The following is a 24051-nucleotide window of genomic DNA, read 5'->3' on the forward strand; positions in this document are numbered from 1 at the left end:
TTATAAATAAAAATTATGCTGAATTTATAAGTGGGATAAGTTATCTATCTGTTACAAAAACTTTGTTATAACGCAAATTTCCTTCATTTATCTGAATACTGACTCTTTGATAAAAAAATTATTGGAGTAACATGTTCGGCCAGTCCTACTGCGTGGAGAGGGTCTCTCGTAGAGGTAAGCTCTAGGAAAAAACATGTCTTGGTCAGAATTTAAATCTCAATACCTGATCCGTTTTTGGAAGCCTCTTCCAGCTGTTATTGCGGCAGGTATCTTATCAACTTACTACTTTGGTTTAACCGGCACTTTTTGGGCTGTCACGGGGGAATTTACTCGTTGGGGCGGCCACGTAATGCAATGGTTTGGTGCTCATCCTGAAGAATGGGGTTATTTTAAAATTATCGGCCTTGAAGGTACGCCATTAACGCGTATTGATGGTGTGATGATTATCGGGATGTTTGGAGGTTGTATTATGGCTGCTCTTTGGGCCAACAACGTCAAACTTCGCCATCCTCAACATAAAATTCGTATTTTTCAAGCTGTGCTTGGCGGGATCATCGCTGGTTTTGGTGCTCGTCTAGCAATGGGATGTAACCTTGCGGCTTTCTTTACGGGTATTCCTCAGTTCTCTTTACATGCTTGGTTTTTTGCGGTTGCAACGGCAATCGGTTCTTATTTTGGTGCCAAGCTTTCATTGATGCCACTGTTTCGTATTCCCGTAAAACTACAAAAAGTCAGTCAAGCTTCACCGATTACTCAAGATAAACAACGTGCAAAACGTCGCTTTAGATTGGGAATGGTTATCTTTTTTGCCATGATTGCGTGGTCTTTAATTATTCTTTTTGATTCACCAAAACTAGGCTTTGCTATGTTAGGCGGTATTGGTTTTGGTATTTTAATCGAACGAGCGCAAATCTGTTTTACTTCTGCTTTCCGTGATTTATGGATAACGGGCAGAACCCATATGGCAAAAGCGATTATTATTGGTATGGCAGTGAGCGCGATTGGGATCTTCAGCTATGTCCAATTAGGTGCTGCACCTAAAATTATGTGGGCAGGGCCGAATGCTGTCATTGGTGGTTTACTCTTTGGTTTCGGTATTGTACTTGCTGGTGGATGTGAAACTGGCTGGATGTATCGTGCAGTGGAAGGTCAAATTCACTTTTGGTGGGTTGGATTGGGTAACGTTATCGGTTCTACATTATTAGCTTACTACTGGGATGATTTTGCCTCAGTGATCGCAACGGATTATGACAAGATTAATTTACTTGATACCTTTGGCCCTGTGGGGGGATTAGGTGTGACGTATCTAATGCTTGGTGTGTCATTTGTGTTATTACTTTGGTGGGAAAAACACTTTTTCCGTAAAAAAGCCCAACAAGCACAATCTATTTCAACGCAGATTAATAAGGAAATCGCATGAGCCAGAAAGACACTATTATTCCTGATTATCGTCTAGATATGGTCGGTGAACCTTGTCCTTATCCTGCGGTGGCAACACTTGAAGCCATGCCATCACTGAAAAAAGGCGAAATATTAGAAGTGGTGAGTGATTGCCCTCAATCAATCAACAATATTCCGCTTGATGCTAAAAATTACGGATATACCGTATTAGATATTCAACAAGATGGTCCGACGATCCGTTATTTAATTCAAAAATAATTTCAGATTATTTTGTTGAAAGACTAGCAATAGAAGCAGCAAGTGCATCAATAAAAGGTGGCTTGCTGTTTTTATTTCTAAGGTTTTAACACTGGTGTAATGAGTTGTATCGCTTGCTGAATTCGTAGATCAAAATTTGATTTTGGTGTCGGTGGAACGATCCCTAATGCAATTTGTCGTAAAGGCTCTGCGATCACCATGGCTAATAAAAGATCACTTAATGTAGCATAGTCGTAAGATCTAATTATTCCGTTTTTTTCTTGTTGCTGTAACCACTGCGTGAGTAAACTGCGTCCTCTTAATATCCCACTGCGTTGATATTTTTCCATAAGCACTTCACGGCTAGGAAAATCCTCTTGTAATAACTTATATAAACCGACGGCTTTATGATTAAGTACCGTTTGAACCATGCTGTTTAAATGTTGTGATAACAACAGGATAAACTCATCAAAATCAGTGGCCTTATCATGAAAAATAGCGACGAAACTGTCTGTCCATGACAACACAATTTGTTCCACTAAATCTTCTTTATCTTTGGTAAAACGATAAATCGTTTTTTTGGCAATGCTTGCTTGTTTTGCAATTGCATCAATGGTTGTTGCGCTGTAACCCTGCTCCAAAAGCAAACTTATGGTCGCTTCATATATTTCTTGGCGGATCTCTTCTTGAGGGCGGGCAGGGCGTCCTCGTTTTTGATTAATTTTGCTATCTGTCATTTTTTAGCCTCTTTTTTAGTTGATTTTATCACTCTATAGGGATAAAACAATTAGGAAACTAATTGAGTTTCCTAATTGTCGGAGTTGAAAAAATGAAAAAACAAACATTACATTTACCTTGGGCTTTAAATGACATTAACGAGCTTTTATCACCCGCGCCATTACGCTTAGAAATGGGAATTGAAAGGGATGACGCTGGGCATTTAACAGTTGCAGTACGTACCGATTTGCATGGTTGTAAAGGTAAAATGCTAGAGTGGTGGTTTACCTTTTTTGAAACATCACAACATATTCGCTGGTGGCATCCTCATGATCATGTTGCTCACAATGGTTGGGATGATAAATGGATAAAAGGAAAGAGTTATATCGGTGCATCAATTAAGGCAGTTGAGTCCTTAGGTGATATTCCACCTGTTGGAGCACAACTTAAATTCCATGATGCGAAAGATTTTTTTGATAACGCATTGTTAGAAGAAGCCTATAAAACAGGCGCACTTTCTGGTGCAGTATGTGCCACTATCGGTTTTGGCTCTGATGTGCAAACCGATGAAAATGGTGATCCTACCGATGGTAAAATGGTGCATTTAACGCGAGATACGGATTGGGGATGTGTATTAAGAAGCCGTTTTTATTTAGGTCACTCATTAGAAAATCCAGCAGTGGAATTATCGGATGAGATAGCTTTTGGGTTATTGCAGCACTGTTATAACGAGTTTACTTATCTTTCTCGTTTCTTGCCGTCATTGTATTACGGTGAGCATGCGAATGGGGAGAAGGGCGCATTGCCTTGGTAATAACAATACTCGTCATACTTCAAGTTGTAGCGTTGTTGACGGCATTCACTCGCACTAGTCACATACTATTGTATGCTCCTAGCGACTCGTTCATTTGTCGCCTAGCTACATCTTGAATTATTTAGAGTATTCAATAGGATATAAAGAGTAAAAGAGTAAAAGAGTAAAAGAGTAAAAGAGTAAAAGAGTAAAAGAGTAAAAGAGTCAATGAATGAGTAAAAGAGTCAATGAATGAGTAGAAGAGTCAATGAATGAGTAGAAGAGTATTGCGGGCAGATCAGCGGGATGGCTGATCTGCTTGTTGCATTCTATACGGGTTACTCTGCTTCGCCGCCTAAAACTTCAGTGACTCGTTCAATTAAAGCGCTTAATTCACCGGTCATTAAAACAAAGTCGGCATCAAAACGTTGGGCAAAATCGGCTTTATCGATATCATCATTTTGCTCACGTAAAGTTTCACTGAATTTAATGCGTTTGATAGAGCCATCATCACATAGCATAAATTGAAGGCGATCTTCCCAATCTACAGAAAGTTTGGTGACAAATTTGCCTGCTTCAATATGTGTCGCAATTTCATCAGAGACTAATTCTTGTTTCTTACAACGAATAACACCGCCTTCTTCTAGTACGGCTTTTAGCTCTGCTTCATCCATTAAGGTAAAACCGGCTGGAAGTTCTCCAGAGCGTACCCACTCAGTCATTTTTAATTCAACAGATTCATTAAAGTTCAGAGGAACAACAGGTAATGAACCTAAGGTTTTGCGTAACAAAGCTAAGTTATCTTCAGCACGTTTTGCACTGCCTGAATCAACAATGACTAATTGTTTTTCTAAATCTAACCAAATAAAAGTTTGTGAGAATTTGCTAAAAGCACGAGGAAGTAATGTGTGAACTACTTCATCTTTTAGGGTCGCTTTTTCTGTTTTTTTCAGTTTGCGCCCTTGTTCACCTTCAAGTTTTTCAACTTTGTCTTGTAAGGCGTTTTTAATCACTGTTGCAGGTAAGATTTTGTCTTCTTTTCGTGCACATATCATCACTTGCTTACCAGCAACATGAATAAGTGCTTCACCACGATCGCCCATAGGCGAAACCCAACCTGTTCTGGTCATATCTTGGCTACTGCAAGGTGTGAATGCCAATGAAGCAAGCTGTTGTTCTAACTCATCCATTGACAGTGCTATCTCTTTATTTAAGCGATAGACCAAAATATTTTTAAACCACAGCATCTGACATTCCCCTTAATCATTATTTACCGCATTATGATACTGAATGTTTAGGGTATCTAAAAGGTAATATCCCTTAAAAGAAAATATCCATAATGTTATTTAATAAAAAAGAAAAAAAAGCTGAAACGAATAATTAGTAAATCTACTCTATGATAATGAGTTTTATTCTTATTTATATTGAATTAACGAAGAATATTAATACTGAAATAACGAGATTTTTAGTACAAGCTCTTATGTGACAATAATCACATAATTTCATTTTTTAGCCATTTTTTGTTTACAATATGAAATCATTTTCAGATTTATCCCTGCATTAATTTACAAAACAAAAATCTTCTTGACGGACTCATGTGATAATTGTCACAAAAACAGGAAAATATAAAGAGTGATTTTTCACAAACATCTAGGTGATCTGTATCACAAAATTGAATATTTGTTTTTTAAATATTGTCAAAATAGCACAATTGGGCTTTTTATATTAACCATGGTTATAGTTTAGAATTTGTAATGTTTTCTTGTGTTTCTTTGTTACTTGTACGTATTGATTAGATATTGTGATTGAATGGTATTCTTGTGCTTCTCTTTTTAATATTTGTAGTTAATTATTCTTTTTTTGAGTGAGTGTTACTCGTTACCACCAGTTAAATTGTATTTAAATGTGATTTTGCTTTTATTTAAATAAGAAATAAATATAAAGATAAAAAATTATTAATTAGGGATAACAATATTTAAATCTTTAGTGTTATTTATTTAGTGGTTAAAATTAATACTTCCTTTTAAATATATTAAATAGGGGGATAAATTTTTTATTAGCAAAAAAAATAGTCTTGTAACAAAATGAAATCTAAAAGAAAAATCAAAAAATGTTATTTTTAAAAAGTTGATTTAGTTCAAAAAACACGTATCTTTACCTTTAATTGTGATACCTATCACTTAGGTATGTAACCGTGAAATTGCATGTTGGTGTAATTGTGGGCTACATCACGAAAGAAGGGCTTTTTTTTGAGTAACATGCCAACGAAAACTCAACGACCTATTTCTTTTCCTAACAGAAATAAAAGCAATGCCCTTATTTAAATATAATGAGGATATTATTTTTGTGTCTTATTGGTGATTACGTCTGTGTCAAGGAAATTAAAACCTTTAAGAAAATTTTGTAGAGTCATAATTAGTAGCTATAAAAATTATCAATTGTGAGAGCGATTTTCTTTTTCGAAATTCGTGGCAGAGATCTTTTGTCCGAATCTCAGGTCAACTATATACGGCGGTATTATTTTTGACCTTAAAGGAAATCATAAAACTATAGAAAATAGATGGGTATTTTAATCATGAAAAGCTTGAAGCCTCTAGCAGCACTGGTTGGTTTGTTGGTTCTTTCTGGATCTGCAAACGCAGTAAACGTGTATAACGATAAAGGTACACGTTTTGATGTAAACGGTCAGTTCCGTTTAAAAACACAAGTGACTAGCCAAAATCATGAAATGAAAATGAATGATGACGGTAGCCGTATCGGTTTCTTTGGTTCACACGAACTGACTAACGATATCAAAGTATTTGGTAAATTAGAGTGGGGTTCAGACACTCAAAAAACTAACAGTGACAACCCTAAATCAAACTTTGAAATGTACAACCGTGTAGGTTATGTCGGTTTCTCTCATCGTGATTATGGTCAAATTCAGTTTGGTCGTACTTATATTCCGATCGACTGGGTGAAAAAATCAAGCTACGGCTATGGTAACACCGGTGTATTCTACTTCAGCGATGTATTAGGTCGTTCAGTAGGTTATCACAATGGCTATGCTGATGGAAAAGGTGTTGGTAAAAACAACTTTATGACCCGTTTACCACAAACTATTTTCTTAGAAACTAACCGTTATGAAGGCTTTAAATTAGCGGGTACAGTGACAGGTAAAACAGGTGAAGATGGTCGCCGTGTAGCGGGTGATATTACTCGTGCATATTCTATCGTTGGTTTTTATAAATCAACCTTTGGCTTAGAATTTGATGCTGGCTACTCTTCAGCTACTGGTGAAGCAACTACCTCTAAAAATAGTCCAAATAAAGGTAAAAACCCAGAGAATAGTATTTTAGCTTTTGGTGCGGAATACTTCTTCCCTGGCCGTGAATTTTCTATCGGTTTAGACTATGGTCAATCTCGTGGTAAAAATAACGGTTTTGCTTTAGAAGCAAATCAAGCTCCGACTAGTTGGAGTTCTGTTAAAGGCGACTGGAAAGCTGACTTATACGGTGTTGGTGTGAAATGGCACTGGGATCGTATCGAAAGTGGTATGTATGCGGGTTACTACCTGCGTGATGGTGATGCAAACACGTTCAACTACAAAAAAGAAACCTATACTGTGGGTGTAGATAAACGTTTTGCAGTATCTAAATATAACAACTTACGTTTATTCGCTGAAATGGCATACGATGATGCTCGTAGCGATAACGTGAAGTATGAAGATAAAAAACAATATATCTTCGAAACAGGTATGCGTCTGTACTTCTAGTCCTTTCAAAGAGACTGTTTGACAGAAGTAACGAAAGGAGAGCCATTTTGCTCTCCTGTTAACCAATATATAAGGGGTGTGTAATGGTTAAGAATGTGTTGAAAATTTCAACATTAGCAATGTTTGTCGCATTCAACGTGAATGCTGCGACAGTCGATCTTCGTATTATGGAGACGTCTGATGTTCACAGTAACTTAATCGACTTTGACTACTTCAAAGACAAACCAACAGAACAGTTTGGTTATGTCCGTACTGCTAATTTAATTAAAGCAGCAAAAGCTGAAGCAACCAATGCGATTTTAGTTGATAACGGCGACTTGATCCAAGGTAGCCCACTGGCTGACTACCAAGCAGCTAAAGGCTTAGAAAAAGGCGAATCTCATCCAGCTCACCAGCTGATGAACACCATGGGCTACACAGTCGGTAACTTTGGTAACCATGAATTTAACTATGGTTTAGATTACCTGAAAAAAGCCATTGCTGGTGCTAAATTCCCTTACATCAACGCCAACGTGATGGATGCGAAAACAGGCAAAAACTATTTCACACCTTATATCATTGTTGATACACCAGTAAAAGATCGTGATGGTAAAGAACACACTATCAAGATTGGTTATATCGGCTTCGTACCACCACAGATCTTAATCTGGGATAAAGCCAATCTGGATGGTAAGGTCGTTGTAAATGATATTACAGAAACAGCGAAAAAATTCGTCCCTCAAATGAAAAAAGAGGGTGCTGACCTGATTGTGGCTATTCCTCACTCTGGTTTTGCGTCAGAGCCGTACAAAGCAATGGCTGAAAACTCTGTTTATTATTTAAGTGAAGTTGAAGGCATCAATGCAATCATGTTTGGTCACGCTCACGGCGTATTCCCAAGCAAAGAATTTGAAGGTATTAAAGGCGTAGATACAGCGAAAGGTACTGTAAACGGTGTTCCTGCTGTTATGCCTGGCCAATGGGGTGATCACTTAGGTGTTGTTGATATGGTTATCAATAACGACAGCGGTAAATGGGTGATGACTGAAGCAACAGGTGAAGCGCGTCCTATCTTTGATAAAGCAAACAAAAAAGCATTAGTTGAACGTGATGCTGAATTAGCTCAAATCATCGAAAAAGCACACCAAGGTACCCGTGATTTCGTGGGTAAACACATTGGTAAAGCTTCTGCCAACATGTACAGCTTCTTAGCATTAGTACAAAGTGATCCAACTGTACAAATTGTTAATGATGCACAAGTTGATTACACCAAACACTTTATTCAAGGTGATCCGAACTTAGACGGTTTACCAGTATTAGGTGCAGCTGCGCCATTTAAAGCGGGTGGTCGTAAAAATGCACCAGCAGACTTCGTAGAAGTTGAAAAAGGTGACTTAACATTCCGTAACGCTGCAGACTTATATCTGTATCCAAACACATTAGTGGTTGTTAAAGCGACCGGTGCGGATGTTGTTGAATGGTTAGAATGTTCAGCGGGTATGTGGAACCAAGTTGATCCTAACTCAACTAAACCACAAGAACTGATCAACTGGGATGGTTTCCGTACTTATAACTTCGACACCATTAGTGGTGTGAACTATAAAGTTGACTTAACTCAACCAGCTAAATATGACGTTGATTGCCAAGTCGTTAATAAAGATGCGAATCGTATCAAAGAAGTGACTTACGAAGGCAAACCAATCGATCCTAAAGCAACATTCCTGATCGCAACAAATAACTACCGTGGATACGGCGGTAAGTTTGCTGGTACAGGTGAAGCGAATATTGCGTTTGCATCTCCAGATGAAAACCGTGCAATCTTAGCTTCTTACATTGCTAAACAAACTAAAGAAAAAGGTGAAGTTGCGACTAAAGCCGCTAACAACTGGTCATTCTTACCTATTAAGACTGATAAAGCGTTAGATGTCCGTTTTGAAACTTCACCAAGTGAAAAAGCGGCTACATTTATTAAAGATTTCGCTCAATATCCAATGACCTTCGTGGAAAATGATGAAATTGGTTTTGCAATTTACAAAATCGATTTAACTGAGAAGAAATAAGCAATTAAACCTGCCCGTTCAGGGCAGGTTTTTTCTTACCTTTTTGAACCAAAAGAGTGGTGTTATGACTCTTTAAGGGGATTTTATGCGCTTTATGAAGCTATTGCCTGCTGCTTTTGCGTTAGTGTTAGCAGGATGTGCAACGCAAGCACCTGAAATTACAGAACCATTAAAACCTCAAGCTAAATTAGTTGAAGGCGTATCTTGTATTTTACCTGATGCTCCAACAGCACCTTACGACTACATTGCTTCTAATGATCGCTATGGTCAAAACAGCACAGCATCAACAGATTACTTTAAGTTAGCGATTAACTACTCACCGGCTTTTTGTGATTATAAAAGTAATAATATTAAACGTTTAAATAACGATAATGAAAAAGATCGTGCAAAACGTGAGTACGATAAATTTGAAATCCAATGCTTCTCAGATAATAAATTTGGTTGGATTGTTCATGGGCTGTGGGCTGAAACCTGTGATGGCAAATCATGGGAAGACTGCCGTGATTGGAAAGACATACGCAAGCATCCTCGTTTATGTAAAGGCGATTTACCACCTTTAGAATACTCTGCTATCAAACCTTATCTGTGTGATTCTCCGGGTATCGATCTGTTACAAGGCGAATGGGAAAAACATGGTGTTTGTGCGTTTGATACACCAGATGCATTCTTTGGTAAACAAAAAGAGTTGTATGAAGCGTTAGTATTACCAGAAGGCCGTCCTTCAAATAGTGCATTGATTAAGTTCTTAAAAGAACACAATCCATCACTGAAGGATAAAGAAATTCAAATTAATCGAGATGAATTCTATATCTGTTATAGCAAAGATTTCGAAGTAATTGATTGTCCGAAACGTGAATTTTGATCTTAGGGATAAATTTTAAATGAACCATAAATATAAACTCGTTGCACTTGCTGTAAGCTCAGTCTTATTAGCAGGTTGTGCAAAGAACTACGACGAAGCTAATGTTGTTGATGTGCGCGTTATCGCAATGAACGACTTCCACGGTGCGCTAAAAGCGCCAGGTCCAAACAAACCTGGTGGCATTGAGCATATGGCTACGTTAATTAAAGAAATGAAGAAAGATAACCCGAACAACATCGTTGTTGCGGCGGGTGATATGGTTGGTGCAAGCCCACTGTTATCTTCAATGTTCCATGATGAGCCTTCAATTGAAGCATTATCATTAGCAGGCTTAGAAGCAACTTCTGTGGGTAACCATGAATTTGATAAAGGCATGGGCGAATTACTGCGTAAACAAAACGGTGGTTGCCACCCAGTAACGGGGTGCCAAGGCCCAACTGAGTTTAAAGGCGCAGATTTCCAATACTTAGCAGCTAACGTTATTGTTAACGAAACTGGCAAAACATTATTCCCAGAATACGTTATTAAAGAATTCAACGGTATTCCTGTTGCATTCATCGGTTTAACTTTAGAAGGTACTGCGGCTATCGTAACACCTAAAGGAACCGAAGGTTTAAGCTTCCACAATGAAGCAAAAACAATTAACGCATTAGTGCCTCAGTTAAAAGCAAAAGGCGTTCAAGCAATTGGTGTTCTGATCCACGAAGGTGCTGCACAGCGTCGTGATGGTGGTCCAGTTAATATCAACGCATGTAATGGTATTACAGGTAAAGTTCTGGGTGTTGTTGAGCAATTAGATCCAGCTATCGACTTCGTTGTTACTGGTCATACTCACCAAGCTTACAACTGTACTATCAACGGTAAATCAGTGACATCGGCACAGTCTAATGGTGCAATGTTAACGCGTATCGACCTGAAATTGGATAAAACAACGAAAGATGTTGTTGATATCGAAGCTCGTAACATTTGGGTTGATAACCGTAAATACGAAAAAGATCCAGCAATCACTAAACTGTTAGAAGCTTACGAAAAAATTGCTACCCCATTAGCTAACCGCATTATCGGTAAGTTAGAAGGCAATTTAACTAAGCAAACTAACGATGCGGGTGAATCTGCACTGGGTCAAGTGATTGCTGATGCACATTTATATACGGCTAAACCAAAAGATATGGGTGGCGCACAAATCGCGTTTATGAACAGCGGTGGTATTCGTGCTGATATGACCGGTGGTGATGTTTCTTATAACGCAATCTACACTGTACAGCCATTCTCTAACGTACTGTTAACTCAAACATTAACGGGTGAGCAAATCAAGCGCCTGTTAGAACAACAGTGGGATCGTTCACGTCCACAAGTGTTAGCGATTTCAGGTAACTTCCAGTACACATGGGATAGCAAAGCATCTAATGGTAACCGTGTTATCGTTGAATCAATGAAAATTGACGGCAAACCAGTGGATATGAAAGCATCTTACCGTGTTGTGGCTAACGAATACTTAGCAACAGGTGGTAGTAACTTCTCTGTACTGAAAGAAGGTAAAGATCCAGTTTACAGCGTGCCAGATGTTGATGCAGTCGTGAAATACTTTGCTGAGCAGTCTCCAATTGCTCAACCAAAAGCGAATAACATCACACGTAAATAACGTATTTTCATACGCCTTGTGAAAATCGCACCTTTTACTTTGGTAAGGGGTGCGTAAATAAATAAAGAGAGCAAAGTGTTGAACACAAAGGGTCCATCCCTACCTTTGTATTCATTGCGCACTTTGCTCTTTTTTTATGGAATTTTTAGAGTGGTGGTATAAGGCTGCCATTCTTGCTTTGTGGGCATATAATAAAAAAAAGCCCACAGTGGCTGTGGGCAAGGAATGAAAGTAAAAAAAGAGGGTATTATTTAGGGTCTTTTGTCAGATGTCTGTTCTAACACTTATTTGAAGATTTTAAAGCGTGAATCATCTTCCATATAATTCTTCTCACCAGCCTCTTGTTCAATTGAACCAAAGACCATTTGAGCTCTTAATTTCCATGTTTTTGGCAGATCCCAAGTTGCATGAACTTCGTCATCAATAATTGGGTTGTAGTGTTGTAATGAAGCACCTACGTTCTCTGCTGCTAATGCAGTCCAAACAGAAAGTTGTGCCATACCACTTGCTTGCTCTGACCATACAGGGAAGTTCTCAGCATACAGTGGGAATTGCTCTTGCAGACCTTTTACGATATCAGTATCTTCGAAATACAAAATTGAACCAGCACCTGCGGCGAAGCTATTAATTTTTGCTTCAGTTGCACTGAATGCTTCTGCGGGTACTAATTTTTTCAGGGTATTTTTAACGATATCCCACAGTTTTTGATGTTGTTCACCAAACAGAACAACCACACGAGATGTTTGTGAGTTAAATGCAGTTGGACTCTCTTTAACCGCTTCTTTGATAATCGCCGTGACTCTGTCTTCGCTAATTGGAAGTTGATTACCTAAATGATAAATTGTTCTACGTTTTTTCATTAAATCAGTAAATGCGTTAGACATGATGTCTCCTTGATAAATTTAAGCGCTTAAAGCGTGTCTTAGCTTGGGCTAATCTATGGACATACTATAGGGGCTATTGGTGATTTATTGATATATAAAAAATTTAATCAGTTACGTCAAAATATTCGACTTAGTTTTTAACTGCTTGATTTAGATTCTGTTTATCTTCATATCTAAACTCAGGAGCAAGCTGGCTAATACCTAATCCACCGGCTTTCTTCACTTTGATCTGTACCGGAATGCGTTCTTTCATGGCTTCTACGTGACTAATCACACCAATAATTTTGCCAGAAGCATTAAGGCTATCGAGTGCATCTAATGCGATATCTAGCGTATCAGGATCGAGTGTGCCAAAACCTTCATCTAGAAATAGTGACTCAATCTGTGTCTTATTACTGACCAAATCAGAAAGTGCGAGAGCGAGCGATAAACTGACTAAGAAACTTTCTCCTCCCGAGAGAGTACGTGTATCTCGCAATGCATCTGCTTGCCATGTGTCTGCAATTTGTAGTTCAAGGCTTGCAGGTGTTTTACGTTGTAAGAAATAACGTCCATGTAGTTTTTCTAAACGGTGGTTAGCTAAATAAATCAAATGATCGAGCGTTAATCCTTGAGCAAAACGGCTAAATTTATCCCCTGAAGCAGAGCCCACCAATTCGTTTAAATAACTCCAATCATCAAATTGAGCTTGCTGTTTAGCAATATGGGTCAATAGACTTTGTTGCTCTTTGCGTTTTTCTTCATCAGTGCGTAGTTGCTCTTGGATGCGAAATTTTGTCTCTTGTAAGTGGGTTATTTGTGTTTCTAACAGCAATAATTGAGCATTAATTTGTTCGATGTTTTGCTGTGTTGCCAATAATGGCTGTTGTGACAAATGTTGTTGATATGTCTTTTCTTGTGTATCTAAACGTGTTTTTTCTTGTAGTAGTTTATCAAGCCGTTGTTTTTGTTGTTCTTGTAAACGGTTTCTTTCTTCGACTGATAACAAGGATGCTAAAAATGCATTTTCGTCAGCAAAGGGGCTGTTTTTTAACGTATTGTGATATTGCTCAATAATGCTTTGTGAAAGTGTATGAAGCCGTTGTAACGATTTTTCATTTTCCTGATATTGACCAATAAGTTGATTTAGACGAACTTCAAGTTGGTTTTTTTCTTCGCTATATTGCTCAATTTGTTTTTGTAATAACTGACTTTTTTGTTCTAACTCATTACGCGCATCTTCTGTGGTTTGTGTCCCGAATAACGCTTGGCGTTGTGCTTTCAACTGTTCTTGTTGTTGATGTAGTTGTTTAAAGTGGATTAAAACACGCTCAAGTTCTTTTTGAGTTTTAGCTAAATAGCGTTTTCTCTCTTCTTGCGTTAATGACAATTCACGAATTATTTGCAGTAATTCCTGATGTGCTTTTAATGTCGATTGATATTGTTGACTCTCTGTTTTACGCGCATTAAGCCATTGGTTTTTTTCTTCAAATTGGCATAACTGATAACCTTGTTGTTCAACTCGAGATTGTATCTCTTGTGCTAATTGTGTCTGTTGTTGCAAATATTGTGCTGTTTGTTGCTGTTTATTGATGACTTCTTTTTGTTGTTGAGTAAATTGATTTTGTTGATGAAGAATCGCTTGCTGTTGTTGATTAAACAGCTCTTTGGTATCAGATAACAGTTTGTATTCTTGCTGAAGTTTTGCTTCTAATGCTTGGTAATTTACTCGTTTTTGCGTCAGCAAATTATCTTCTTTTTCAAGCTTGGCATCTAATTGAGTTAAAGTATCTTCTTTGCAGTCAACATCAGGCAATGCGTGTGTTTGGGCTAAGGTTTGCCATTGTTGTTTTAATGTCGTTATATCTTGGGTGAGTTGTTCACTATCTTCATTGAGTTTTTTGTTTTGGGCTTGATAGTTAGCGCATTGTGTTTTTTGTTCCACTAACTCTATTGTTAATGTATGAACTTGTTGCGTTAAAAGATCTAATCGTGTTTTTGTTTCGTCTGGTTTAATTTCCTTATATTTTTCAACATAAGGATGTTCCGTTGAACCACAAACAGGACATGGGGTGTCTTTAACTAAACGTTGTCTCTCTTCTTCATATTCTGCTAACTTTCGTATTAAAAGATAATTATCATTTAAATCTTTAAGATGCTGTTCTTTCTCTTTTAAAACAATATCATTTTTGTGAATACTCTCAGTCAACATAACTATTTTTTGCTGATTATCTGACAGAGTTCTTTGGTACTGATGTTCTGCTTTTATCGCTCGTTGTAATTGAGCTTGTAATCCCATCAGTTTAGCAAGGGCATTTCTTTGTTGTGATATTTGCTGTAAACGAGAAGGGATAGCTGTAATGGCATCAGCTTTATTTTGTTGCTCAAGTTGTGTTTCCAACTCCTTTAATTGCTGTTGCTGTAAATTAAGACTGTGCTGTTGTTGCTCTAGCGCTTTAGTTGCTTTTTCTAAGCCGAGTTTGAGAGTGTGTTCTTTTTCTTGCTCTGTTTTTTCACTCTTTTTGCTCACAAAATATTTTTCTGTGATTTCATCATATTGCTCAAAATAGCGTTGCCATAAAGGTAGATTTTCAGCAAGTTGAGCATAAGCCGTATGTTGGTTTAAATAATCATTTAATTCACTGGCTTGTTTTTGTGATGTTGTTAGTTGGTGTGCTGTTGATTGAATTTTTTCCAGATATTCTGATTGTGTTTTTTCGAATGCATTTTTTTGTTGTGTTTTTGCTGAAATATCTTGTTGTAGCAAGGCTAATTGATTATCTAATGGCGCCACTTTTTCACGAATAAGTTGTAATATTTGCTGTTTCTTCTCATCGTGTTGTTTAAATGTGTTACGTGCTTCGGTTAAATGCTGATTAATTGGTTGGCTTTGTTGCTCAATAAGCTGTTTTTCGGCCTTTAATGCTAAGAGTTGCGACTCAATATAGGCTTGTTCTTTTAATAGGCGATTTTTTTCATCATAAATCGGGCGAATTTTTTCTGCAGGTTCACTATTTTCAAGACGTTGAATATCAGGTTTTGCTGCCACTAATGCTTCTTGTGCTAAATTAACCTCAGTTTGCGCAAAAGTTTTGTTTTTATTGAGTTCAATCTCTTTTTCTTGCCACTGTTTTGCTACTTGATATTCCTGTTGTTCTTTTTGTAAGAGGCTCTCTTTAGCAAAAAGATCTGTTTGTTCCGTTAATAAAGCTTGGCGGGCATTTTCATCTAATAATGCCATCATTTCAGCCTGTTGCTTGAGTGTTTTTAACGTTTGTTCTTCTTCTCGCCAATGTTTAAAGATTGATTGGGAAATATGACGATAAATATCTGTACCAGTGAGTTCTTCGAGTAACTCCGCGCGAGATTTGTCATCTGCATTAAGAAATGCTGCAAATTGTCCTTGTGAAAGCAACATTGATTTAGTAAATCGGTCAAAATCCAGCCCTGTAATATTAATGATCATCTCTTTTACTTGGCTTATCTTGCTCGCTAATATTTTGTCTTCCCCCCCAGTGATATTTATTTTGACGAGTTCAGCTTGTGGTGCCTGAAGATTGCCATCTTCTTTATAATTAGCACGGCGTTGTTCCCAAAATGCACGATAAGCGACACCTTTGACTTCAAATTCAACTTCGGCTAAACACTCTGCGGTATGGCGCGTCATTAATTCATTTTGAGATTGTGTTACTTTATCTAATCGAGGGGTTCTATGATAAAGCGCTAAACTAATGGCATCTAAAAGGGTGGTTTTTCCCGCACCGGTAGGGCCTGTAATCGCAAACAATCCGTTGCTAACAAAAGGCTCTTGGTTAAAGTTGATTTTCCATTCACCTTTTAAGGAGTTAATATTTTTAAAGCGCAGACTTAAGATTTTCATTTTACTTCGTTATCCTCTTGTTCTGCCATTTCAACTGCTTGTTTAAATAATGTGGTTAATCGCGTTTTAGTTTCTTCTGAATCAAACTCATGTTGTTCTAAACGTCTTTCAAAAACATCATAGACCGTTAATTCTGTCAGTGTTTCTTTTTCATTTTGAGTGAGCACTTGGCGTTGTTTTCTAGATCTTCTTAATAAAACCACATCAAAAAGTGGGTTGTTAGTTAACTCTTGAATACGAGTTTGTATATCACTGAGATAATCTTGTGTAGAAACTTCAATATCCAACCAGATAGTCGTCTCTGTTTCAGCATATTGGTTTTTAAAATTTTCAAGCTGTGTGGCTATTTCTTTTAATGATCCTGCAATTGTACGCAATAGCTGGAATTCGGGGATAGGGAGTAGCGTAAGCTCAGCTAATTTATCTTGCTCAAAATCGATAAGGCAGACACTTTTTTGTTGTCCACTCTCATCAAAACTTAAAGGAATTGGTGAACCACTGTAACGAATATGTCCTGATTTATTCACCACTTGAGGGCGATGAATATGGCCAAGAGCAATATAATCAAATTCAGGAAATAGGGTTGCAGAGAAGGCTTCTAAAGTACCGATATATATTTCACGTACAGAATCGCTCACACTTGCACCAATCGTTGTCAGATGGCCTGTCGCAATAATAGGGATCTTGGCGTTCAATTGTTCACGTAAATCGAGAGCTGCTTGATATTGAACTTGATAATAATCAGCAATCGCTTCTTTTAGCGCGTTTTGTTTTTCAGCACCGGATTGCCCACTTCGGCTAGTTATCATATCTCTAGGGCGTAGATAGGGGATCGCACACAGTAATGCTCCTGGCGCGTTATCTTTTTGACGAAGAATTAACGGTGCTTGCGGCGTTTCGGTATGAACACTGGCAATAACAGTGGTATTTAAACATGCCAATAGTGATTTAGATTCATTGAGTGTTGCGACGGAATCGTGATTGCCACCTAAAATAACTAATTGGCATTGTGTGTCTCTCATTGCAACAACAAAGCGATTATACAGCTCTCTGGCATAGCTTGGGGGTGAGCCAGTATCAAATATATCACCAGCAACAATTAGGGCATCAACTTGATGAACCTTAATTTGTACTAATAACCAATCAAGAAATTGTTGATGTTCTTGTGCGCGGGTTTTAGTAAAAAAATATTGCCCTAAATGCCAGTCTGATGTGTGAATAATCCGCATTGCTATCCCTCTTTTTTATTTGCTCAGAGTATAGCGCACCTTGCTTTTTTAGTGAAAACTCAACAGTAAGCCTTTTTTTGAGCGATTTTTCACCAAAAAATGATTTATTTACCTTAACAACACCATGGTATTTCAGTAATGTTAAGGTTAGTCATAAATCTGTCATAAAACTGCATCATAATCATTTTGACCCTCTATATACATTACACAGGATAGAGTATGGCAAGGCGTATTCTTGTTGTTGAAGATGAAACCGCAATTCGAGAGATGATCTGTTTTGTTTTAGAACAAAATGGTTTTCAACCAATTGAAGCAGAAGATTATGATTCTGCATTGAGTTTTCTTATCGATCCTTACCCTGATCTGGTTTTATTAGATTGGATGATCCCCGGAGGCTCCGGTTTACAGGTAATAAAACAGATGAAGCGAGAGAGTAATACTCGTGACATCCCTATTATTATGTTAACGGCAAAAGGGGAAGAAGAAGATAAAGTCCAAGGCTTAGAAACGGGAGCTGATGATTATGTTATCAAGCCCTTTTCACCTAAAGAGCTTGTCGCCCGTGTGAAGGCAATTTTACGACGTTTATCACCGATGTCAGCGGAAGATATCATTGAATTCAATGGATTATCGCTTGATCCTGTTTCTCATCGAGTAACGAGTCAAGATAAACCGATTGATATGGGGCCTACCGAATTTAAACTCCTGCACTTTTTTATGACTCATCCTGAACGCGTATATAGCAGAGAACAACTGCTAAACTATGTTTGGGGAACGAATGTTTATGTCGAAGACCGTACTGTGGATGTGCATATTCGTCGTTTACGTAAAGCCATTGAAGAAGATGGTCATGACCGAATGATACAAACAGTACGTGGAACGGGATATCGCTTCTCTGCCCGTTTCTAAGTCAATATGGGAGTAATCGTCAGGTGTTAGAACGACTATCATGGAAAGCCCTCGTCTGGGGGCTATGTCTATTTTGCTTACCTGCCTTTGTATTATCGCTTTTTATTGGCCATCTTCCTTGGCTACTGGTGGTATCACTTCTTAGTGCTTTGGTTTGGCATGCTTATAATTTGATGAAATTGTCTAAATGGTTATGGCTCGATCGCTCAGTCTTACCCCCCGAAGGCAGAGGAGGATGGGAGCCTATTTTTTATGGTATTCGACAAACACAGCAACGTAATCGTAAGCGACGTCGAGAATTAGGTGATTTAATTAAGCGTTTTAGAAGCGGGGCTGAAAGCCTACCTGATGCGGTTGTAATGATGACCAATGAAGGTAATATTTTTTGGTGTAACAGCTTAGCTCAACATTTATTAGGTTTTCGCTGGCCAGAAGACAACGGGCAAAATATTTTTAATTTATTACGTTACCCAGATTTCTTGCACTATTTTACCGCAGGCGATTTTAGTCACCCTTTAACGATTTCTCTTAATAATGGCTCTATTGTGGAATTTCGTGTGATGCCATATAGCGAAGATCAGCGCCTAATGGTAGCGCGAGATGTGACAGAAAAAAATAAACTAGAAAATGCACGACGTGATTTTTTTGCCAACGTGAGCCACGAATTAAGAACGCCTTTAACCGTTATTCAAGGCTATCTTGAAATGATGGAAGAAAATAGTGCAGAAAAACCCGCAGAACATAAAGCGATAATGACAATGCAGGAACAAGCTAAACGGATGGATACGTTGGTAAAGCAGCTCTTACAACTTTCCCGTATTGAATCAGCTCCTCATATTGATTTAAATAAGATTGTCGATATACCCGCCATTTTAACTTTATTGCAACAAGAGGCAAACTCACTAAGCCAAGGCCAACATCATATTACCTTTGATATTGATGAACAGTGGGCTGTACGTGGTAATGAAGAGCAATTGCGTAGTGCCGTTTCTAATTTAGTCTATAACGCGATTAATCACACAGAAGAAGGCACAACAATAAAAGTCAGCTGGAAGAAAATTCCTCAAGGTATGTTATTTAGTGTCTCCGACAATGGCTCAGGGATCAGTGCTGAACACTTAACACGTTTAACAGAACGTTTTTACCGTGTTGATAAGGCACGCTCTCGTCATTCTGGTGGTACAGGATTAGGGTTGGCAATTGTGAAAAAATCACTGCTTCATCATCATTCACAATTGAATATTGAAAGTAAAGTTGGGAGTGGAAGTACGTTTTCTTTTATTCTGCCTCAAACCTTACTATCTGCTAAAAAAGTACACTAATCAGCTTTTCTATTTAAAGCCTTTATCATCTAATGTTTAATTAGTGATAAAGGCTTTTTGTCTTTTTATCACTCTTTTCGATGTCAATAAAAACTAATATCGTAGCGTTAAATTTTAATATTATTAATTAATAAGAACTTTAAATATGGCTAATGACCAATATTATTGGTGATAAAATGCACAAATCATATCATGTATATTCGGTGATATATGATAGTTATAACTACCTCTGAAAAATAGTTTAGATGATTATTCTGGTTTTTGGATTGGCTATTGCCTTTTTTCATTATAAAAGTTTTACTTGTGCCCAGTTATCGGCAATTTTTTCTATTTGATACCTAATTGCTCTGCATGAAATGATTATATGTGGATATTATCCTGAATAATAATGATATGAGCTCAAATAGATATTGTTGATTTTATGTTGCGCCATCTTGGCGCTATTTAACCATTATTGTAACTACATATTAACAAAACTTATGGCACATAGATTAACTTCCAGAGATATTCTGGCATTAGGGTTTATGACCTTTGCCCTTTTTGTCGGTGCTGGCAACATTATTTTTCCTCCTATGGTGGGTTTACAATCCGGTGAATTTGTTTGGACAGCTGCAATCGGCTTTCTTATTACTGGTGTTGGTTTACCTGTATTAACCATCGTTGCATTAGCTAAAGTTGGTGGAGGCATTGAAGCATTAAGTACACCTATTGGTAAATCAATGGGGCTGTTATTAGCAATTGTTGCTTATCTTGCTGTTGGTCCTCTTTTCGCAACACCACGTACTGCAACCGTCTCTTTTAAAGTGGGTATTGCTCCTTTAGTGGGTGATACTGAAATGTCATTGCTGATTTATAGTATTGTCTATTTTTTAATTGTTATTGGTATTTCGCTTTATCCGGGGAAATTACTAGATAGTGTTGGTCATATATTGGCACCGATTAAAATTTTGGCATTGGCGGTATTAGGTGTTGCCGCGATATTTTGGCCTGCTGGTGGTGCTATTCCTGCTACAGAAGCTTATCGAGATATGGCATTAACTCAGGGCTTTATTAACGGTTACCTCACCATGGATACATTGGGGGCTATGGTTTTTGGTATCGTGATTGTTAATGCGGCTCGCTCTCGAGGTATTGATAATTCATCGCTGTTGACGCGTTATACTATGTGGGCGGGAATTATTGCAGGTATATTATTAACTGCAATTTATTTGAGTTTATTTAAATTAGGCTCTAGCAGTGGCAGCATTATTCCGGGCGCTCAAGATGGTGCAGATATTCTACATGCTTATGTTCAATATACGTTCGGTAACTTTGGTAGCTTCTTCTTAGCTGTCTTGATCTTCTTAGCCTGTATGGTGACAGCGGTTGGTTTAACCTGTGCATGTGCAGAGTTCTTTAGCCGTTATTTGCCTATCTCTTATCGTGTATTAGTGTTGATTTTAGCGATATTCTCAGCTGTTGTTTCAAACTTAGGCTTGAGCAAACTGATCGCGTTTTCTATCCCTGTGCTGATTATGATTTATCCACCTTGTATTGTGATTATTTTAATGAGTTTCACATTACGCCTGTGGAATAATCCAAGCCGTATTATCGCACCAGCAATGGCGGTTAGTTTGTTTTTCGGCATTTTTGATGCCATTAAAGCATCTGATTATTTGAAACACTTATTACCAGAATGGGCGACAAAACTACCGTTGAGTGAGCAAGGTTTAGCGTGGTTGATCCCAGTATTAGTGACGATTGTTGTCTGTGGTATTTACGATAAAGTGGCAGGCTCACAGAGTAAAAAAGTGATCCATACTGAAGCCATTAATAAGTAATAAAGTATATTGATTGTAAAAATAAACAGGGAAACGAAAGTTTCCCTTTTTTAATGATATATATTTGAGGTATTAATTAACAGAAGTCGAGTTCTGTTTTCTGTGCAACAGGATGCTGGTCTTCATCTAAATAGTAATGAATACCAGCGACGATCCCATCTTCACCTTCATAGAAGATCTTAAAACGAGTACGATTGCCGTCATGATAAGCAATAACTGCACTACCGCCTTTTCCTAAGCAGAACTGATGGAGATCACCTGTTGAGATACAAATACTGTCGTCGCCAGATACCGTGACTTTACAGTTATCACCTGTATTAATGGCTACAGAGTTATTTCCTGTAACATTGATTTGCGCTAAATCACCTGTATTGGTGACTTTTGCTCGATCTTGAGAGGCTGTAATAAAATTACGCATACCGCTATTGGCGATATGAACGCCATTACCTGAGGCATAAATTTTGACATCATTGCCACTATTACAAATACGAGAGCGTCCACCTAAACTACCAATACGACACTGATTTCCTGTATTACACACTTTCCCTGCAAAACCAGTATTCATCAATTGATTGCTATAACCTGTGTTGGAAATGCTATTTTCATCACCAGAAAAAGCCACGATGTTATTATTGCCACACAAAGCGAGATCAGTGCTTAGTTGCTGACTTTTTAAGATCAATTGATGCCATTCGGTAGAAAATTGAATATTTTCAGAAGCTGGCAAAGTGTTGTGATAGGGCAGACGTTGTAATGTCACGCCTTGCTGTTGTTCATTGCCGAGCAGGAACAAGATGTTTTCCATCACTTCTTGTTCCTGTTTGGCAAAGGAGGCTTCACTAAAATGACGTAAATAAATATATTGAATAAAGCTTTCTATCCACTGTGTACGGCGCTGTTTTATTAACTCACTATGAATAGCACCGTAAGTGCCTCCATCAGGAAAATAACGTAAAAACCAACGATAAAGCGAAGTTGAAACATGCAGTTGTCGTAAGTCTTCTTTTGTTAATCTAATATTTTCCTTTGAAGGGACTGACATATAAGCTCCTTAATCCATGTATTAATTAGTGTCTATGGTAACCGTCAACCATACTGCGAAATGTTTGGAATGGTGTTTTTCCTGTTGTACACAGATAAAGGTGACCAATAATAAAAAAGACACTACATACTGCTAATATTTGGTGCGCGATTAATAACCAAGCTTTAAACATTACGGCATCAGCAGGAATAAATGCTGGATTTTGAAGTAAAACACCGGTTATCAAAAGGAGTGGAACTAATGCATACATCACACCTAAATAAGCCATTTGTTGCAGTGGGTTAAATTTCACATTTGGCGTTGCTGGGAAAGGGTGATCTTCTCCTTTAATAATTCCATAGAGATAAAAACGGGTTTGCATAAAAGCACGTTGAAACCAGTTTTTACCATCAATGCGATAAAATTTACCATTACCGCCGACAAGATTAATGAATACAAAAGATAACCAGCACACCAAGAGAAGATAACCACAGATTTCATGCACACTGACTAATAACGCTGTATCGTGAGCAGAAAGTAGGGCGAAATGGTTAATGCCACCGCTAAGAAGCAATAAAATAAATAAAGAGGCGTTACTCCAATGCCATAAACGTACGGCTTTAGAGTAAAGGTAGAGCTTCTCTTCTTTATGTGATTGACCATGTGGTGTAGCAAAGCGATAGCGTAAAAAACCATGAAGTGCGAGCACGAGTAGCATGCCAACGAATAATACACCCGCAACAATAAGCCAAAGCGGTAAATAATCTGGTGTATAAATTAAAACATACTCTTTTAGTGCAGCTTGGAACTGGGCACTGTCTGGCATGGTATTGACGATACTCATACTTTACCCTCCTCTTGAACGTGAGGCCCTACACGGCGATAGAGATGGGGTTTTCCTACACCATCAAGTTGATAAATATAATAATCGTGTGTTTTAAGCCATTCTTGAATTTGAGGGCTGTCTTCTCTACCAAATAACAAGGCATTTTGTGGACAAGCACTCACACAAATTGGTGGGAAACCTTTTTGTAATCGAGACTCAAGACAAAAATCACATTTATCAGCAACATGTGTCACTGGGTTAAGATAACGTACTTGGTATGGACATGCTGATATACAGTAGCTACAGCCAATACATTTCTCTTTATCTACACGCACAATACCATTGGTTTCATCACGCCAAGATGCACCTGTAGGGCATACAGGAATACAAGGAGCGTCTTCACATTGCTGGCAAGAGTGTCTAAAGAAATGGTACTTATCGTTGTCTTCTTTTAGGCTTAATGGAATATGAGCAATATCCATTCTTGCCATTCCTGTTGGAACTTTATTTAATCGACGGCATGCAGTGGCACAAATATTACAACCATTACAAAGCGTCTCATCATGGATCATGGCATAACGGATTGGTTTCTTTTCAGCGGTTGCCGCAAGTGCGCTTCCTAGTGGCGCACTGAAAAAAATGACCGATCCCATGCCTGCTACAAATTTACGGCGAGAAACACGCATTATTTTTGCTCCTCAGTCTGATGATGTTGTAATACCCACATGACATTTCG

18 protein-coding genes are annotated in these 24051 nt (G+C 38.0%); 10 read left to right on the top strand and 8 right to left on the bottom strand.

All coding sequences use genetic code 11. The features are described 5' to 3' along the window. The first annotated feature begins 193 nt into the window (after window positions 1-193). Both yedE and yedF read left to right on the top strand, forming a co-directional pair. Complete coding sequence (yedE, locus tag LW139_RS03405; protein ID WP_166539461.1) at window positions 194-1420, top strand: selenium metabolism membrane protein YedE/FdhT; 1227 nt, start codon at window positions 194-196, stop codon at window positions 1418-1420. Continuing rightward, window positions 1417-1659, top strand: coding sequence for a sulfurtransferase-like selenium metabolism protein YedF (gene yedF, locus LW139_RS03410; RefSeq protein WP_006535172.1), 243 nt, complete (start codon window positions 1417-1419; stop codon window positions 1657-1659). The genes yedE and yedF overlap by 4 nt, the downstream gene beginning before the upstream one ends. Before the next feature lie 77 nt (window positions 1660-1736). Here yedF and LW139_RS03415 read toward each other — a convergent pair whose 3' ends face one another. Further along, entirely contained in the window at window positions 1737-2375 is a 639-nt protein-coding gene (locus LW139_RS03415; protein WP_227336430.1) for a TetR/AcrR family transcriptional regulator, read from the bottom strand. A gap of 92 nt (window positions 2376-2467) precedes the next feature. Here LW139_RS03415 and LW139_RS03420 point away from each other — a divergent pair, with 92 nt between their 5' ends. Further along, entirely contained in the window at window positions 2468-3169 is a 702-nt protein-coding gene (locus LW139_RS03420; protein ID WP_227336431.1) for a DAPG hydrolase family protein, read from the top strand. 317 nt (window positions 3170-3486) lie between these two features. Here the strand turns inward: LW139_RS03420 and rdgC are convergent, their stop codons facing one another. Further along, window positions 3487-4395, bottom strand: a complete 909-nt coding sequence (gene rdgC, locus LW139_RS03425) for a recombination-associated protein RdgC (protein ID WP_109408029.1) — start codon at window positions 4393-4395, stop codon at window positions 3487-3489. Window positions 4396-5723: 1328 nt separating this feature from the next. Here rdgC and LW139_RS03430 point away from each other — a divergent pair. The 4 genes from LW139_RS03430 (at window position 5724) to LW139_RS03445 (ending at window position 11445) form a co-directional block, all read left to right on the top strand. Further along, window positions 5724-6902 (top strand): porin, encoded by a 1179-nt coding sequence (locus LW139_RS03430; protein WP_227336432.1) that lies wholly within the window; start codon window positions 5724-5726, stop codon window positions 6900-6902. Window positions 6903-6985: 83 nt separating this feature from the next. Next, window positions 6986-8941 (top strand): bifunctional 2',3'-cyclic-nucleotide 2'-phosphodiesterase/3'-nucleotidase, encoded by a 1956-nt coding sequence (locus LW139_RS03435; RefSeq protein WP_166539465.1) that lies wholly within the window; start codon window positions 6986-6988, stop codon window positions 8939-8941. An 85-nt stretch (window positions 8942-9026) separates the two neighbouring features. After that, window positions 9027-9803, top strand: coding sequence for a ribonuclease T2 family protein (locus tag LW139_RS03440; RefSeq protein ID WP_109408027.1), 777 nt, complete (start codon window positions 9027-9029; stop codon window positions 9801-9803). A gap of 19 nt (window positions 9804-9822) precedes the next feature. Beyond that, a complete protein-coding gene (locus LW139_RS03445) occupies window positions 9823-11445 on the top strand; it encodes a bifunctional metallophosphatase/5'-nucleotidase (protein ID WP_166539466.1) in 1623 nt (540 codons plus the stop codon). Window positions 11446-11729: 284 nt separating this feature from the next. Here LW139_RS03445 and LW139_RS03450 read toward each other — a convergent pair whose 3' ends face one another. The 3 genes from LW139_RS03450 to sbcD form a co-directional block, all read right to left on the bottom strand. Then, window positions 11730-12329: a nitroreductase family protein gene (locus tag LW139_RS03450; RefSeq protein ID WP_109408025.1), complete on the bottom strand. Its 600-nt coding sequence runs from the start codon at window positions 12327-12329 to the stop codon at window positions 11730-11732. 130 nt (window positions 12330-12459) lie between these two features. Continuing rightward, complete coding sequence (locus LW139_RS03455) at window positions 12460-16188, bottom strand: AAA family ATPase (protein ID WP_166539467.1); 3729 nt, start codon at window positions 16186-16188, stop codon at window positions 12460-12462. Further along, window positions 16185-17417, bottom strand: coding sequence for an exonuclease subunit SbcD (gene sbcD, locus LW139_RS03460; RefSeq protein WP_227336434.1), 1233 nt, complete (start codon window positions 17415-17417; stop codon window positions 16185-16187). Before sbcD ends, LW139_RS03455 begins: the two co-directional genes overlap by 4 nt. A gap of 219 nt (window positions 17418-17636) precedes the next feature. Here sbcD and phoB point away from each other — a divergent pair, with 219 nt between their 5' ends. From phoB to brnQ, 3 genes are all read left to right on the top strand, one after another. Beyond that, window positions 17637-18326, top strand: a complete 690-nt coding sequence (phoB, locus tag LW139_RS03465) for a phosphate regulon transcriptional regulator PhoB (RefSeq protein WP_072069424.1) — start codon at window positions 17637-17639, stop codon at window positions 18324-18326. A 23-nt stretch (window positions 18327-18349) separates the two neighbouring features. Continuing rightward, window positions 18350-19648 (top strand): phosphate regulon sensor histidine kinase PhoR, encoded by a 1299-nt coding sequence (gene phoR, locus LW139_RS03470; RefSeq protein WP_109408021.1) that lies wholly within the window; start codon window positions 18350-18352, stop codon window positions 19646-19648. A gap of 479 nt (window positions 19649-20127) precedes the next feature. Further along, window positions 20128-21468 carry a branched-chain amino acid transport system II carrier protein gene (brnQ, locus tag LW139_RS03475; RefSeq protein ID WP_109408020.1) on the top strand — a complete coding sequence of 447 codons (1341 nt, stop codon included), beginning with the start codon at window positions 20128-20130 and terminating at the stop codon, window positions 21466-21468. Window positions 21469-21544: 76 nt separating this feature from the next. Here brnQ and ydhT read toward each other — a convergent pair whose 3' ends face one another. The 3 genes from ydhT to LW139_RS03490 are packed head-to-tail and all read right to left on the bottom strand — an operon-like array spanning window position 21545 to window position 24001. Further along, entirely contained in the window at window positions 21545-22510 is a 966-nt protein-coding gene (gene ydhT, locus LW139_RS03480) for a protein YdhT (protein WP_166539469.1), read from the bottom strand. Between the two features lie 25 nt (window positions 22511-22535). After that, entirely contained in the window at window positions 22536-23333 is a 798-nt protein-coding gene (gene phsC, locus LW139_RS03485) for a thiosulfate reductase cytochrome B subunit (RefSeq protein ID WP_166539470.1), read from the bottom strand. Then, window positions 23330-24001 (bottom strand): 4Fe-4S dicluster domain-containing protein, encoded by a 672-nt coding sequence (locus tag LW139_RS03490; RefSeq protein WP_109408017.1) that lies wholly within the window; start codon window positions 23999-24001, stop codon window positions 23330-23332. The genes phsC and LW139_RS03490 overlap by 4 nt, the downstream gene beginning before the upstream one ends. Between the last annotated feature and the right edge of the window lie 50 nt (window positions 24002-24051).

Source organism: Proteus vulgaris (genome assembly GCF_023100685.1).
Taxonomy (GTDB): Bacteria; Pseudomonadota; Gammaproteobacteria; order Enterobacterales; family Enterobacteriaceae; genus Proteus.

What these genes read in the sequence shown, in the direction of transcription:
- sbcD (WP_227336434.1), bottom strand. Translation starts at nt 17,417, where the DNA reads ATGCGGATTATTCACACATCAGACTGGCATTTAGGGCAATATTTTTTT.
- LW139_RS03420 (WP_227336431.1), top strand. Translation starts at nt 2,468, where the DNA reads ATGAAAAAACAAACATTACATTTACCTTGGGCTTTAAATGACATTAAC.
- ydhT (WP_166539469.1), bottom strand. Translation starts at nt 22,510, where the DNA reads ATGTCAGTCCCTTCAAAGGAAAATATTAGATTAACAAAAGAAGACTTA.
- LW139_RS03455 (WP_166539467.1), bottom strand. Translation starts at nt 16,188, where the DNA reads ATGAAAATCTTAAGTCTGCGCTTTAAAAATATTAACTCCTTAAAAGGT.
- LW139_RS03430 (WP_227336432.1), top strand. Translation starts at nt 5,724, where the DNA reads ATGAAAAGCTTGAAGCCTCTAGCAGCACTGGTTGGTTTGTTGGTTCTT.
- brnQ (WP_109408020.1), top strand. Translation starts at nt 20,128, where the DNA reads ATGGCACATAGATTAACTTCCAGAGATATTCTGGCATTAGGGTTTATG.
- yedE (WP_166539461.1), top strand. Translation starts at nt 194, where the DNA reads ATGTCTTGGTCAGAATTTAAATCTCAATACCTGATCCGTTTTTGGAAG.
- phsC (WP_166539470.1), bottom strand. Translation starts at nt 23,333, where the DNA reads ATGAGTATCGTCAATACCATGCCAGACAGTGCCCAGTTCCAAGCTGCA.
- LW139_RS03450 (WP_109408025.1), bottom strand. Translation starts at nt 12,329, where the DNA reads ATGTCTAACGCATTTACTGATTTAATGAAAAAACGTAGAACAATTTAT.
- LW139_RS03435 (WP_166539465.1), top strand. Translation starts at nt 6,986, where the DNA reads ATGGTTAAGAATGTGTTGAAAATTTCAACATTAGCAATGTTTGTCGCA.
- LW139_RS03415 (WP_227336430.1), bottom strand. Translation starts at nt 2,375, where the DNA reads ATGACAGATAGCAAAATTAATCAAAAACGAGGACGCCCTGCCCGCCCT.
- LW139_RS03445 (WP_166539466.1), top strand. Translation starts at nt 9,823, where the DNA reads ATGAACCATAAATATAAACTCGTTGCACTTGCTGTAAGCTCAGTCTTA.
- LW139_RS03440 (WP_109408027.1), top strand. Translation starts at nt 9,027, where the DNA reads ATGCGCTTTATGAAGCTATTGCCTGCTGCTTTTGCGTTAGTGTTAGCA.
- rdgC (WP_109408029.1), bottom strand. Translation starts at nt 4,395, where the DNA reads ATGCTGTGGTTTAAAAATATTTTGGTCTATCGCTTAAATAAAGAGATA.
- LW139_RS03490 (WP_109408017.1), bottom strand. Translation starts at nt 24,001, where the DNA reads ATGCGTGTTTCTCGCCGTAAATTTGTAGCAGGCATGGGATCGGTCATT.
- phoB (WP_072069424.1), top strand. Translation starts at nt 17,637, where the DNA reads ATGGCAAGGCGTATTCTTGTTGTTGAAGATGAAACCGCAATTCGAGAG.
- yedF (WP_006535172.1), top strand. Translation starts at nt 1,417, where the DNA reads ATGAGCCAGAAAGACACTATTATTCCTGATTATCGTCTAGATATGGTC.